This window comes from Pantoea dispersa (assembly GCF_014155765.1).
Taxonomy (GTDB): Bacteria; Pseudomonadota; Gammaproteobacteria; order Enterobacterales; family Enterobacteriaceae; genus Pantoea; species Pantoea dispersa.
Genome location: NZ_SCKT01000012.1, coordinates 89,953 through 104,091 on the forward strand (window position 1 = coordinate 89,953; position 14,139 = coordinate 104,091).

Consider the following 14,139-nt stretch of genomic DNA (forward strand, 5'->3'; position numbering starts at 1 on the left):
CGGAAAATAAATTTAATAATGCGTCAAAAAGGTAAGCGCGGCATTTAATATTTTGCTAGCGGGGAAATAATTCGGGCCAGCGAACCGGCCCGGAGAGATTATTGATTGAGAAACTTGTCGAGAAATTGCCGGGTGCGTGCCTGCTGCGGATTACTGAACAGCGCTTTCGCCGGGCCCTGCTCCACAATACGCCCCTGATCCATAAAGATGGCGCGATCGGCGACGTCACGCGCGAAGCTCATCTCATGCGTAACGATCACCATAGTGCGTTTCTCCTGCGCCAGCGCGCGGATGGTGCTAAGCACCTCGCCCACCAGTTCAGGATCCAGCGCCGAGGTTGGCTCATCGAACAGAATCACCTGCGGACGCATCGCCAGCGCCCGGGCAATTGCGACGCGCTGCTGCTGACCGCCGGAAAGCCGGCGCGGGAAACTCTCTTCCTTACCGTGCAGACCGACCTTCTCCAGCAGCGTGCGTGCGCGCGCAATGGCTTCCGCCTTCGCTTCGCCTTTGACGATCACCGGCCCTTCAATGATGTTCTCCAGCACCGAACGGTGCGGGAACAGATTGAAGTTCTGGAACACAAAGCCGACCTGCTGGCGCAGTTGCCGCACTTTATCCTTCTGCTTGTGCAGGCCGAGGCTGGCGTCGATGCTGATGTCACCGACTTTGACCAGGCCGCTTTCCGGCACTTCCAGCAGATTAATACTGCGCAGCAGCGTGGTTTTGCCCGAACCGCTCGGACCGATGATCGCCACCACTTCGCCGGGCGCGACATCGAGATCGATACCGTGCAGCACCGTCTGGCCGTGAAACTGTTTCACCAGCTGACGGACTTCAATTGCACTCATCTTGCCTCCCGATCCTGACGATTGACGTGCGCTTCCAGCCGGTTTTGCAGCGCCGACAGCACCGTAGCCATCACCCAGTAAATCAGCGAAGCCGCCAGATACATGGTGAACACTTCCAGCGTGCGCGAGGTGATCAGCTGCGCCTGCCGGAACAGCTCCGGCACCTGAATGGTGGCCGCCAGCGAGGTATCTTTCACCAGGCTGATAAAGCTGTTACCGAGCGGCGGCAGCGCGGTGCGCGCCGCCTGCGGCAGAATAACGCGACGCAGCGTCTGCCACGGCGTCATGCCGATGCTGGCGGCCGCTTCCCACTGACCGCGCTCAATAGCCGCAATCGCGCCACGCAGCGATTCCGAGGCATAGGCCGCGGTGTTGAGCGACAAACCAATCATCGCCGACGGAATCGGGTCGAGCTCAATGCCAAACTGCGGTAGACCGTAGTAGATCATAAACAGCTGGGCGATCAGCGGCGTGCCGCGAAAGATCGACACATAGAAACGCGCCAGCCAGTTGACCGGCCAGAAGCGTGACAGGCGCATCAGCGCCAGCACGAAGCCGAGTATCAGGCCGAAGAACATCCCGCCGATACTCAGCTGCAGCGTGAACAGCGCGCCCTTCAGCAGAAAAGGTGCTGAATCCAGCACCAGCTGTAAACTTTCCTGCATTATTTCGTGACGTCCGCGCCGAACCACTTCTCAGACAGCTTGCTCAGCGAGCCATCTTTCTGCATGTCGGCGATGGCACCATCAATCGCTTTCAGCAGCGATTCATTGCCTTTGCGCAGCGCCACGCCCGCTTCCAGACGGGAGAACGCCGGGCCCGCCACCGCCATGGTATTGCCGGTTTTTTTCACCAGATCCAGCGCGGCTAAGCGGTCAACCAGAATGGCATCAACGCGGCCTGAACGCAGATCCTGATATTTGGTTGGGTCATCGTCATAGGTACGGATATCGACGCCTTTGACGTTGTCGCGCAGCCACTGCTCATAGTTAGAACCGAGACCCACGCCGACTTTCTTGCCGGACAGATCTTCCGGTTTGGTGATGGAGCCCGCGTTCTTCTTCAGCGTCAGCGCCTGCACGCCGGAGATAGTGTACGGCGTGGAGAAGTCATACTTCTTCTTGCGCTCGTCGGAGATGGTCACCTGGTTGATCACCACGTCAATACGTTTGGAATCCAGCGAGGCCAGCATACCGTCCCATTTGGTCGGTTTGAGATCCGCTTTCACGCCGAGGTGTTTTGCCAGTTCCTGGGCAAACTCGACTTCAAAACCGGTCAGCTTGCCGTTTTCATCCTGGAAGCTGAACGGCGGATAGGTGCCTTCCAGCCCGACGCGCAGCTCACCTTTGCTCTTGACCTGCGCCAGCAAATCTTCTGCCGCAAAGCTTTTTACGTTCACGCCCGCCACCAGTGCGACCGCCATCATTCCCATCACCAGCTGGCGACGAATCGGAGAGAAAGCCATGTTTACCCCATTATTGTGATGTGTTGTGTGCTTATGGTTGATTAACGCACATTTTGGGCGCGGCGCGCTTTATCTCGCAATAAAGGGTGCCGCTCCGGCATGTGCTCTTTGTAATAACCGCTGGATTATAAACCTTTTTTTGCTGCTGTCTCATACCGAAGGATGATAAGCAAATAACGCCGGTGCGCCGCCGGTATGCACAAACAGCAGCGGCCCTTCCCGGCGGAAACGGTTCTGGCTGATGCCATCGATCAGACCCGCCATCGCTTTGCCGGTGTAGACCGGGTCGAGCATAATGCCCTCCAGCCGCGCCAGCAGGCGCACTGCTTCCATGCCTTCGTCATTGGGTTCGCCGTAGCGCGGCGCAAAATAGTCATCCCACAGGGTTACCGGCGCACGCACTTCCAGCTCCAGCTGCTGTGCCAGCGCGCTGCGAATGCGCTCCACCACCGGCAGCTGCGCCTCGACCTTGCGCGACACCGTCACGCCCACCAGCTCGCTATTCGGCAGCAGCTGTTCCAGACCGACCGCCAGCCCGGCATGCGTCCCGGCACTGCCCGACGCCACCACCACCGCAGCGAAATCCACCACGTCTTCGCTTTGATGGGCGATCTCCTGCGCGCATTCGACGTAGCCGAGCGCGCCAAGCGCATTCGAGCCGCCCACCGGCACAATGTAAGGCCGGAAGCCCTGCGCTTCCAGCCGTTCTGCCTGCTCTGCCAGCTGCTGCGGCGGATTGTGCAGCGCATCAACCATCACGACCTCGACATCCATCAGGTCCAGCAGCAGGCGGTTGCCGTTGCTCAGGTAGTTGGCGGCGTCGGTGCCAATCGGGTTCTCCAGCAGCGCCACGCACTTCAGGCCCAGACGCGCCGCCACGGCTGCCGTCTGGCGCACGTGGTTGGACTGGATCGCACCAGCGGTCAGCAGCACATCGGCGCCTTCCCGCAGCGCATCGGCAGCGAGAAACTCCAGTTTACGCAGCTTGTTACCGCCCAGCGCCACCGGCGTGACGTCATCACGTTTAATAAAGATATCGCGTCCGAGGTAATCAGACAGGCGTGGCAAATGCTCTAATGGCGTCGGTGCGCCAAGCAGTTCAAGACGGGGAAACTGGTGCAGAAGATGTAAGGACAATGCAGCCTCCATTCGGGCAATGTGCAGTTATCCCTACAGTGTTGCAGAAGATGAGAAAAGTCGCATCCGGAATTGATCGCGACGCGCCCCGGTTGCTGGCATGCTCACCAGTAACCGGGGTTGAATCACCCTTAGCCGCGCTGCCAGCCTAAGAACTGGTCATATTTGCGCAGTGCAATACGGTAGTTATTGTTGCCCGCATCGGGCAGATCGTTTTGCAGACACTCATGCCAGCTGTTGCCCCGTAACCTTTCTGCCGGGAAATTTTTCGCTTTCAGCATGTCATCAAGACGACGCAGACGCACCACATATTCACGAATGGTACTGTGACTCATCTCGGTCTGCTCAAACAGATATTGTTTGAACGCCATGATATCGAAGTAATTCGGATGGGTATTACAAAAAATATCGCTGCAGAAACGGCACAGCGCCGTCAGTTCCGGCTGGAGTTTCATCCATACCTGATCGTCAATCATCTGGTCCATGCGTGCGATGGCCTCTTTATTGATGATCTGGCCGCGGAACACTAACGCCATACGGTCTAAAACTTTGCCACAGTGTGAACAGTTGCTTTGGCTGTGTTTGTAGTCTTTAAGGTAGCGACTTAACGGTCTGGCTTTAACTTTGGCTCCCATTGCTGAGTCCCCGGTTTTTTTATTTTTGGTTCCCCAGGAACTGAGTCTGTTAGCGCGCTCCCGTCAAACGGGCCCGCAGGCGTTTGATCGCCTGACTGTGCAACTGGCTGACGCGGGATTCCCCCACTTCCAGCACCGCGCCAATCTCTTTCAGGTTCAGTTCTTCCTGGTAGTACAGTGTGAGCACCAATTTTTCGCGTTCAGGCAACGCCTCAATCGCTTCAATCACGCGTTCACGCAGGTTTCCTTCCATTAACTGATGCAACGGGTTGGCTTCCTCATGCCCCTCCGTGACCAGTTCCGCACTGTCGCCGTGTTCTTCCCGATACTCGTCGTACGAGAAAAGCTGGCTGTTATTGGTATCCAGCAGAATCTGCCGGTACTCTTCCAGCGAAACATTCAACCGCTCAGCCACTTCCTGCTCGGTAGCCGCGCGCCCCAACGCTTGCTCTACCTGATGCATGGCGCCGGCCACCTCGCGCGCATTACGACGTACGCTGCGTGGTGCCCAGTCGCGGCTGCGCAGCTCATCCAGCATTGCGCCCCGGATACGCTGCACGGCGTAGGTGGTAAAGGCGGTGCCCTGCAGCGCGTCATAGCGCTCCACGGCATTCAGTAAGCCAATACCACCGGCCTGCAGCAGATCGTCAAGCTCAACGCTGGCTGGCAAACGCACCTGCAGGCGCAGCGCTTCATGCCGCACCAGAGGAACGTAGCGCTGCCAGAGCGAATGTTTATCCATCACGCCATCGGCGGTATAGAGATCGTTCACGTTGACTACCCTGCGTTAATAAAGTTATCGGCATGATTATCCAATTCTGTAGCGGTTTCGATTGGCAGAATAGGCAGGCAAAAGCGAGGTTATTTCAAATTTGTTATGGATGGCGGTGGATCGCACCGCCATTGTGCGCAGGTTCAGCGCAGATTACGCAGCCGCTGCCTTGTGCCAGGCGGGACGGCATCCCACAGCGCACAGGTTTTGCCCTCAAGCGCCTGATAAAAAGGGCTAATGGACTCGTCGCATTCCAGCGCGGAATTAAACAGCACCTGACCGGTTTCTGCGTCAATGCTAATCATTTTGTTGATAAACAGCCGCTGCAGGTCGCTGCGCAGGAACAGGCCGTTGTCGACGCTGTTATCCGCCAGGAAGCCCTCTTCATTCTCCTGGGTGTCGATATGGCAGGCTTCCACCCACGGCCAGCTGTGGCGCTCGGTTAAGCGCGTGCCGGTAATAATGCAGCCACCATAGCGCGCCTTCACCGCCGCGCTGAACTCCGCCTGGCTGGCGCGCTGGAACACTTTCGCCTTGACGCGCCGCCCCACTTCAGTACCCGGCATTACCGCGCTGGGCATTTTCTGCTGTGGCGTGCTGAGCACCACTAAAAACTGGATCTTGCGCGACAGCGGGAAACAGGGATGCGCCTGCGGATCAAACAGCTGCCAGTACTCATCCTCTTCGGTCTGACGCATCAGCACCAGCTTGAAACCGCGGCTGTTGAGCAGGTTTTGCGCTTCCGCCGAGCGGGGATCGAGCATCGCGTAGACCCGGGTTTCGCCGATCACTTTCCAGCGTCCGCTTTTACGCGCTTCATCATTACGACGAAAATAGAGAAACGCCTGCTGGTTTTTAAGGTAATGCTCGAAGCGGCGCAGGTAGTTTTTGCGCTCGTTATCGTCGGAGACGAACAGCAGATCCTCCAGCGGACTGTTCAGCTCCTCCTGCGCAAACAGCGCGCGGATCACCAGATTGCGGTAGCTGGTTGACGGGCTGAGCAACCCGCGGGCGGTGAGCTCCTTCTCATCAGGATGCTGCTGCGCATAGCGCAGCGCGATCTCATCGAAGGTCAGTTGCTCACCCGGTAACAAGTCATAATTGAAGCGCATAGACACCCCAGAAACAGGAAAAATAGAGCGTAAAAATTGGAATGATTCTGAAGAGGGTTATCGGCAGTTCTGACCCAGGCTGTAACAGGATGGTTACTTTTTTGAGGTTATGATGCGCAAGGGGAAATCGTCTGCCGCACAAGAGCCCAATTTGATTTAGCTCAGCAGGAATGCCCACGCGCTGCTTTTCTCTCCTTCCGCTTATCCCCGGCAATGCCCGCTTTTTTATCGGTTATTCGCGCCATCAATTATTCCTGCGCGCTCGTATGCTCACAGCATGACTCTGTGGAGAGCAGAGACGCGTAATAAGGAAGGCAATGATGAAAGGTATAGTGCTGGCGGGCGGGACAGGTTCCCGCCTGCATCCTGTAACCTGCGGCGTATCGAAGCAGCTGTTACCGGTTTATGACAAACCGATGATTTACTATCCACTTTCGGTGCTGATGCTGGCAGGCATTCGTGACATCCTGCTGATTACTACCGCTGAAGATCTGGCGGGATTCCAGCGTTTGCTGGGCGACGGCAGCCATTTCGGCGTCAATCTGCAGTTCGCGGTGCAGCCATCGCCCGATGGCCTGGCGCAGGCGTTTATCATCGGTGAGTCTTTTATTGCCGGTGAGCGCTGCGCATTAGTGCTGGGCGATAACATTTTCTTTGGGCAAAGCTTTGGTAAAAAGCTCGAAGACGTGGTCGCGCGGCCGCAGGGCGCTACGGTATTTGGCTATCAGGTGATGGATCCCGAGCGCTTCGGCGTGGTGGAGTTTGATAAGCAATTCCGCGCGCTGTCCATTGAAGAAAAACCGCCACAGCCAAAATCGAACTATGCCGTCACCGGCCTCTATTTTTACGATAAAAACGTCTGCGCCATGGCGCGGGAAGTTCGCCCTTCTCCCCGCGGCGAGCTGGAAATTACCACCCTCAATCAGATGTATCTCGACGATGGGTTGCTCAACGTCGAAGTGCTGGGACGTGGCTTTGCCTGGCTCGACACCGGTACCCACGAGAGCTTACTCGAAGCGTCACACTTCATTCATACCATTGAAAAGCGCCAGGGCTTCAAAATTGCCTGTCTGGAAGAGATCGCCTGGCGCAAGCGCTGGATCGGCAGCGAATCGCTGCTGAAGCGCGCCGCCTATCTCGGCAAAACGCAGTATGGTCACTATCTGAAGATGCTGGTGGAGGAGTGAGATGGAGGTCATCACCACGAAAATTGCTGATGTAAAAATTATCCAGCCTAAAGTGTTTGGCGATGCCCGCGGCTTCTTCCTCGAAACCTTTGAGAAGCGGCGTTATCAGCAACTGCTGGATATCGACCTGGATTTTGTGCAGGACAACTACTCCCGTTCGGCGCGTAACGTGCTGCGCGGGCTGCATTTTCAGAAAACCCAGCCGCAAGGCAAACTGGTGCGCGTGGTACGCGGCGCGGTGTTTGACGTTGCCGTCGATATCCGTGCGGATTCGCCCACCTTTGGCCAATGGACCGGGCTGGAGCTGTCTGAAGAGAACAAAACCCAGCTGTGGATCCCACCGGGTCTGGCACACGGTTTTGTGGTGCTCTCCGAGGTCGCTGACTTCGAATACAAATGTACTGATTACTACAACCCACAGGATGAAGCCTGCCTGATGTGGAATGACGCTGAAATTGCGGTGCAATGGCCGGTAGCGACGCCTCTGCTATCGGTAAAAGATCAACAAGGACTCTCCCTGCAGGAGTTAGTGCAATGCGCGTTTTGTTAACCGGTGCTTATGGCCAGCTTGGCCGTTGTTTACTGGATCGGGTGCCGGCAGAGTGGATCCTGCTGGCCTGTGGCTCTGCCGAGTTAGATATTACCGACCGCCCGGCGGTGGAACGGGTGGTGAAGAAATTCCGTCCCGATGTGATCATCAATGCCGCCGCATATACCGCGGTCGATAAGGCTGAAACCGACCGTATCCGCGCCATGAAGGTCAACGCCATCGGCCCGGAAAATCTCGCCATCGCCGCTCACCAGCAGGGCGCCCGCTTGATTCATCTCTCCACCGATTACGTGTTTGATGGCAGTAAAAAAACGCCTTATACCGAAAGCGATCTGCCCTGCCCGATTAATTTCTACGGCCTGAGCAAATGGGAGGGTGAGAAACGCGTATTCTCCGTGCTGCCGGACGTCGTAGTGATTCGCACCTCGTGGGTGTTCAGTGAGTACGGTGCAAACTTTGTTAAAACCATGCTGCGGCTGGCAGAAACCCGCAGCGAAATTAGCGTGGTGAACGATCAGTCCGGCTGCCCGACCTATGCCGGCGATCTGGCACAGGCGATTATCACCCTGGCATCCTGCGCGGAAGCCGCTGGTGTTTATCACTACTGTGGCGATGTGGCGGTAAGCTGGTGCGAATTCGCCCAGGCGATTTTTGTGGCCGCGCAGCGGGATGTGCTGGTGAAAGGGATTGGCAGCGCGCAATATCCGATGGCTGCGGCAAGGCCGGCAAACAGCGTACTGAATACCGTGCGGATAGCGGCGCTGGGGGTTGAGGCATCGGACTGGCAAAACCGCGTGCAATCCGCCTGCTTAACCGGTGATTCAGCCACCGTTCAGCCTGTTCCTGACATCACCGCCCTGCAATAAATATAAAACAAGGCGTCTCAGACGCCTTGTTATTATCCCACCAGAGGTAACGCGCGGCTCGTTAGCTTTTGCTCAGCCAGGCGGTGAATGATTTGCACAATATTGTCAACTTCGGCCAATGCTAAGCCAGGATAGACCGGCAAACATAACACGCGCTGAGACATTTGTTGTGCAATCGGTAAGGCCGCTTCATCAGCGCTAGGTAATCCACGATACATCGGGAAACTGGTGATCAGCGGATAGAAATAACGACGGGCAATAATGTTGTGCTCACGCAGATGAGCATAAAGCTCATCACGACTCAGCGGAAAATCTTCCGTTACCATCACCGGCAGATAAGAGTAGTTCCATTCAACATCAGCCGGAATATGTGGCAGCGTAATGCCATCGATTTCCGCGAGCAAATCATAATAGTGCGCCTGAATACGCGCCCGCTCCGCTAATGCCTGGTCGATGTGCTTTAACTGCAGCAGGCCAAAGGCCGATTGCACCTCGTTCATCTTGCCGTTAATGCCGGTCGCCACAATGGTGGTTTCATCTGCAAAGCCAAAATTCTTCAGGTAATCGATGCGCTTTTTGGTTTTAGCATCCGGGCAAATAATTGCGCCACCTTCAATGGTATTGAAAACCTTCGTTGCGTGAAAACTTAAAATCGACAAGTCACCATAATTCAATATGCTGTTGCCGTTTTTACGGACGCCAAAGGCGTGAGCCGCATCGTAAATGACTTTCAGCCCGTACAGGTCAGCGATGCGCTGAATATTCTCCACGTCGCACGGATTGCCGTAGCAGTGCACCGGCATAATGGCTGTGGTTTGCGGTGTAATGGCCTGCTCTATTTTGGAGGCATCGATATTACAGCTTATCGGGTCGATATCGACAAACACCGGGGTTAACCCATTCCACAACAGAGAATGCGAGGTGGCGACAAAAGAATAAGGTGTAGTGATGACTTCACCGGTAATACGCAGCGCCTGCAGCGCAGTCAGCAACGCCAGCGTGCCGTTGGTAAATAAGCAGAGATGCTCAACACCTAAATAGCGTGCCAGCTCCTGTTCAAGTTGCTGATGGAAGGGCCCGCCGTTGGTCAGGACTTTATTCTGCCAGATCTGTTCAAGGTAAGGCATGAACTCTTCCAGCGGTGGCATAAGTGGGCTGGTTACATACACAGGTTTATTATTCATAATCGTTCACCTCAGCAGAGTGCCTTTTCACACCAACCCACCCTTGAAGGTTATCAGCCGGGTCATTCCCTGCAGAACAGGTTTCCGCCTCAGCCAGCGATGAGGCGGTGAATGACCGCAGAGTGTGGTGTTATCCAGATTGAAACTGCATTGACCTGCTGCAGTGCAGCAGGTCAAAAATTAACGCTTCAGCGTCCAGGCTTGTGACCAGCTTTGCAGGTTCTCGCCTTCCAGCATCCAGTCCTGGCGAATTTCCTGTTGCAGCCTGGCGCCCATTTGGGCACTCGCCGCGGGGTCCAGCAGATGCATATTGATGGCGTCCACCCAGTCTTTGTGGCGGTTCTTCACGCGCGTAACGGTTAAATCACCGCGATAACACGCCACATCACTGCAAATCACCGGAATGCCGCAGGCACCATATTCCATCAGGCGCAGATTACTTTTACAGGTGTTGAAAAAGTTATCTTCGACAGGCGCTAACGCGAGGTCGAGATTAAGCGAAGCCAGTTTGGCCGGATAACGCTCAATTTCTACGCCGTGGTGATATTCATGAATAAAAGGCCGCAGCTTTGGCGGGCACATGCCAAAAAAAACCCATTCCACGTCATTAGCAAAATGGCGCACCACATCGACAATCATTTCCAGATCGCCGGTATGACTGGAGCCCCCGGCCCAGCCAACGCGTGGTTTTTTCCCCTGATTGCGCAGCGACTGCAGCTTGCCCCACCAGTCATGCGAAAGACGGTTTTTACGCACCACAATATCGTGGTGCATATCCGCGAACGCTTCGGCTAAGGGTTCGGTGGATACGACAAAGCGATCCATATAACTCAGGCTGCGCCGCATCAGTTTTTTAACATCGTTGCCAAACTGTGAGCGATGATGGTTTTTGAGCGGAATATTCGGCAGGTAGTCGTCGAGCTCGTAAATTTTAAACGCCTGCGTATGCTTACTGACTTTCTCCAGCCATTCATGAAACTCCGCGTCAATCCGGCGCTGGAAAATCAGGCTATCGGGCGCGAAGCGATTGAGCTCGGCAACGTTAATCAGCGTAGAGGAGAGTTTGCCATCCACCAGGCCGGCATCACGCATCGCCTCATAGGGCTTGATGATGCGATAGTAACCACAACCGGCAAAATCAGCCATGAAAGGCATAACCACCGGCAATGGCCGCCACGAAAGCGGACGCCATGTCAGTTCGCTGTCGGAGGACACGCTAAAGTTGATGTTATTGAGCGTCAGGTTGGGGTTATACGCCGGATCCTGGGTCACGATGGCCTGCCATTTCTGCAGCTGACGATCTTCCTCCTGGCTTCGACTCTGCGTGTCGACCGTCAGTTCAGGATTAACCTGCCGCAGCATACGCACGTACGGTGTCCAGACCGTCATCAACCCGGCTTCGCGCACGCGCAGACAGAAGTCGACATCGTCGAAATGCTGCAGCGTCTCATCCAGACCCTCAACGGCGCGGAACACCTCGGTACGCACCATCATCAGATCGCCTGACACCGCGCTGTAGTTCTGGTCGGCTTGCAAACGCGCCATGTGTCCCGCGGTTTCATGGCTCTCACCATAGAACGGCTCACCTACCAGGCCGTTAATCCCCAGCACATAACCGGCGTGGCGTACCTGACCATTTGCGTAGATTTGCCGGGCGCCAACAATAGCGACTTCCGGACGTTGTGCATGGTTAAGCAGGTTTTCCAGCCAGCTGTTATCAAGCATGGCTAAATCGCTACTCAGCAGCAGCAGGTAATCGCCTCTGGCCACAGCGGCGGCGGCATTGACCATTCTGGCGCGATGAAAACCGCCCTCAATCTGCAATGTGCGAATGCGTGCCGGGTCGATCTCAGCGATACCGCGCAGCCATTCGTCCTGGGCGGCACTTCCGCCCTGAGCAGAAACCAGGAGCAATTCATAATTCTGTGAGGCGGTTTTTTCCATCAGCGAGGTGACGCAACTCACCAGATTCGCCAGGTGATTACTCACCAGGACGATGATGGAAACCGGGGCCGACTGCGGGTGACCATAATGCAGCTGATACACATTGTGTGGACTCAGGCTGACATCGGCCTGTGCGTAGCCGCGGTGCTGCAGGTGGGTGCGGATGAGGGCGCGCTCTTCATCCACCGGCTGTCGTAATGAGGCGGTCTGCACTAACGGCTCAGCCAGATGCCCAATCACGTTAAAAGGCTGGCTTTCGATGGTGCGCAGAATCACGTCCAGTTCAAAACAGCCCGGCCAGTGCGTGGCAAACCCGCCAGTCTGTTGCAAAAATTCGCGGCGGAACAGCCAGTGGCAGGCCATTCTCGATGGGTTACTGAGCAGCAGGTCAAGATTAAAGTCAGGGCGGAAGGATGCGCCAACCGGACGGCCATTGACCGGATACACCTCATCGGCATAAATCAACTGGCAATGACCGACCTCCGGCAGCACCGTTCCCAGCGCCTGCAAACCTGAGGTATACAGCTGACTGCCGGCCCGTAATACTATCAGCCAGTCGAAATGTCCCTCTTCGGTCAGCGTGTTGAGCGCAGCAACTACCTGATTGTCGCGCACATCAATACGCTGCACAGAGGCCGGAATAAACGATTGATACGGTGCCGCCAGCACCACCGGCTGCAGGCTCAGGCCGGCCACAGCGACATCCAGGCTGGCCTGTGTCAGCAGCCACTCGGTCTCAGTCGCGTCGCGCACATCAATCACCACGGCAATACGTGCGACCGGCTGACTGGCAAGATGCTGTGCAATCAGCTGTTGTTCGATGGGCCGCAGTGTGCGTTGACGGAACCACTCGGCAAAATGGCTCTCTACCCGCGCATTCTGCAGCGCCGTTGTCAGGTCAAACGGCTGGAAGTCCTGCTGGCTGCGCAGCGTGGCGTGACGGATCCAGCCCTGCGGCAGCTGCTCATCATACCAGCCCAGTTTTTTGATCTCTTCCGGAAAGCGCTGGTGAGACTGACTGGCTATATTGCCATCGAGGCGCGCTTCCTGACTGGTTTGCTCACGCGAGATACGAATCTGCGCCAGCACCTGCGGTAAATAGACCAGATGACCATGACGTAGCAAGCGCAGGTAAATCACCAGATCGGCAATGAACGGTAGCCCTTCATCGATCAACGCATGCAGCTCGCGCGGTTCGTCCACCAGCTTGCGCAGCGCCGCGCTGCGCACTAAAACGGCACTGGGTTCACCGATAAAGTTGTTCAGGAAATCAGCCTGCCAGCGGGCCATATCCTGACCATGAAAAATCGTGTCTTCTAATACCGGCGATACGCTGTAAATCTCGTCTGCCATCGCTTTACCGACGGAATCAATGCGATTACGTCTGGCTGTCGCCATCACCGCTTGCGGCACCTGCGACAGCGCCGCGACTAATTGCGACACGGCCTGCGGCAGAAGTACATCATCATAAAGGAATTTTACGTATTCGCCTTTGGCGCGACGTATTGCCTGACTGAGGTTGGCGATTTCGCCTAATGCGGGATGATGATGCTGGTAATAGATGGGAAATTTACTGTTTACCTGATACGCACTGACAATATCCTCGATTTTTGCATCAGGACAATCATCGCCAATGATGATTTCACAATGAGGGTAATCCTGTGCTAATGCACTTTTCAGCGCCAGTTCAAACCAGGTGGCTTTATAAGCAGGGATGATTATGCTTACCAGTGCGTTCGCGTTCATTGTCGGTTGTATCCTCAGCCTCGGCGATAACTCACGTCTGTGTGACGTCTCTTTCAGCTCAGAATACGCGGCGTGCCCGGAAACAATCGCGCCATTATCCAGTAAAAAAGCGGTTAATCCCGCCCATAAAAAAGGCCCCCAGTTGGGGGCCTGATCTGCGTAAGAAAGAATTAACGCAGCAGAGACAGCATGGTCTGTGGCACCTGGTTGGCCTGCGCCAGCACAGAAGAACCTGCCTGCTGCAGGATCTGCGCGCGCGACATGTTCTACACTTCTGTCGCGTAGTCAGAATCCTGAATACGGCTGCGCGCAGCTGACAGGTTGTTCACGGTGTTGTTCAGGTTGGTGATGGTAGACTCAAAACGGTTCTGAGACGCACCCAGCAGGCTGCGCTGTGAGTCAACAGATTTGATGGCCGCATCGATGTCTGCCAGTGGCGTGGTGCCGGACGCTGCGCCAGACGCGCCGCCGGTGACTGCGCCTTTCAGCACGTCAAAGCCCACTGCTTCAGTAGAGCGCGCGGTACCGTTAACGGTATCGCCGGAAGCCATCGCACGGGTATTCAGTGCGGTGCCGCTGGTGCCCGCTTTCGCCAGGTTGTAACCATCGCTGGCGCTGATGGTGATGGCGATGGTTTCGCCATCTTTTGAACCCACCTGGAAGCTGTAGTCGGTAGAGCCGGAACCGGTG

Annotated in this window: 12 protein-coding genes and 1 pseudogene; 3 read left to right on the plus strand and 10 right to left on the minus strand. The window is 55.9% G+C overall.

From position 1 onward, the window contains the following. Nucleotides 1-98: 98 nt before the first annotated feature. From tcyN to H7K56_RS22225, 7 genes are all read right to left on the minus strand, one after another. Nucleotides 99-851, minus strand: a complete 753-nt coding sequence (gene tcyN, locus H7K56_RS22195; protein ID WP_058780700.1) for an L-cystine ABC transporter ATP-binding protein TcyN — start codon at nucleotides 849-851, stop codon at nucleotides 99-101. Next, nucleotides 848-1,516, minus strand: a complete 669-nt coding sequence (tcyL, locus tag H7K56_RS22200) for a cystine ABC transporter permease (RefSeq protein ID WP_058757420.1) — start codon at nucleotides 1,514-1,516, stop codon at nucleotides 848-850. The genes tcyN and tcyL overlap by 4 nt, the downstream gene beginning before the upstream one ends. Continuing rightward, entirely contained in the window at nucleotides 1,516-2,316 is an 801-nt protein-coding gene (tcyJ, locus tag H7K56_RS22205; protein WP_021509903.1) for a cystine ABC transporter substrate-binding protein, read from the minus strand. Before tcyJ ends, tcyL begins: the two co-directional genes overlap by 1 nt. A gap of 150 nt (nucleotides 2,317-2,466) precedes the next feature. Continuing rightward, entirely contained in the window at nucleotides 2,467-3,453 is a 987-nt protein-coding gene (locus H7K56_RS22210) for a D-cysteine desulfhydrase (RefSeq protein ID WP_150361548.1), read from the minus strand. 131 nt (nucleotides 3,454-3,584) lie between these two features. Then, nucleotides 3,585-4,088 (minus strand): flagella biosynthesis regulatory protein FliZ, encoded by a 504-nt coding sequence (gene fliZ / locus H7K56_RS22215; protein WP_031280184.1) that lies wholly within the window; start codon nucleotides 4,086-4,088, stop codon nucleotides 3,585-3,587. 49 nt (nucleotides 4,089-4,137) lie between these two features. Beyond that, nucleotides 4,138-4,860 (minus strand): RNA polymerase sigma factor FliA, encoded by a 723-nt coding sequence (locus H7K56_RS22220; protein ID WP_021509900.1) that lies wholly within the window; start codon nucleotides 4,858-4,860, stop codon nucleotides 4,138-4,140. A gap of 143 nt (nucleotides 4,861-5,003) precedes the next feature. Next, on the minus strand, nucleotides 5,004-5,972 hold the full coding sequence (locus H7K56_RS22225; RefSeq protein WP_150057836.1) for an HNH endonuclease signature motif containing protein: 969 nt from the start codon (nucleotides 5,970-5,972) through the stop codon (nucleotides 5,004-5,006). Between the two features lie 320 nt (nucleotides 5,973-6,292). On the opposite strand from H7K56_RS22225, the gene rfbA reads away from it, so the two are divergent. From rfbA to rfbD, 3 genes are read left to right on the plus strand one after another with little or no spacing between them, the layout of a single operon-like run. Continuing rightward, the gene (gene rfbA, locus H7K56_RS22230) at nucleotides 6,293-7,159 is read left to right on the plus strand and encodes a glucose-1-phosphate thymidylyltransferase RfbA (RefSeq protein ID WP_150361562.1); all 867 of its coding nucleotides are present in this window, start codon (nucleotides 6,293-6,295) and stop codon (nucleotides 7,157-7,159) included. Nucleotide 7,160: 1 nt separating this feature from the next. Beyond that, nucleotides 7,161-7,709, plus strand: a complete 549-nt coding sequence (gene rfbC / locus H7K56_RS22235; protein ID WP_021509897.1) for a dTDP-4-dehydrorhamnose 3,5-epimerase — start codon at nucleotides 7,161-7,163, stop codon at nucleotides 7,707-7,709. Next, nucleotides 7,694-8,575 carry a dTDP-4-dehydrorhamnose reductase gene (gene rfbD, locus H7K56_RS22240; RefSeq protein WP_150361549.1) on the plus strand — a complete coding sequence of 294 codons (882 nt, stop codon included), beginning with the start codon at nucleotides 7,694-7,696 and terminating at the stop codon, nucleotides 8,573-8,575. The genes rfbC and rfbD overlap by 16 nt, the downstream gene beginning before the upstream one ends. A 32-nt stretch (nucleotides 8,576-8,607) precedes the next feature. Here rfbD and H7K56_RS22245 read toward each other — a convergent pair whose 3' ends face one another. The 3 genes and pseudogenes from H7K56_RS22245 to H7K56_RS22255 form a co-directional block, all read right to left on the minus strand. After that, entirely contained in the window at nucleotides 8,608-9,759 is a 1,152-nt protein-coding gene (locus tag H7K56_RS22245) for a DegT/DnrJ/EryC1/StrS family aminotransferase (RefSeq protein ID WP_021509895.1), read from the minus strand. 180 nt (nucleotides 9,760-9,939) lie between these two features. Then, nucleotides 9,940-13,449: a glycosyltransferase gene (locus tag H7K56_RS22250; RefSeq protein ID WP_150361551.1), complete on the minus strand. Its 3,510-nt coding sequence runs from the start codon at nucleotides 13,447-13,449 to the stop codon at nucleotides 9,940-9,942. Between the two features lie 170 nt (nucleotides 13,450-13,619). Then, nucleotides 13,620-14,139, minus strand: a pseudogene (locus H7K56_RS22255) (flagellin); the annotation flags it as partial.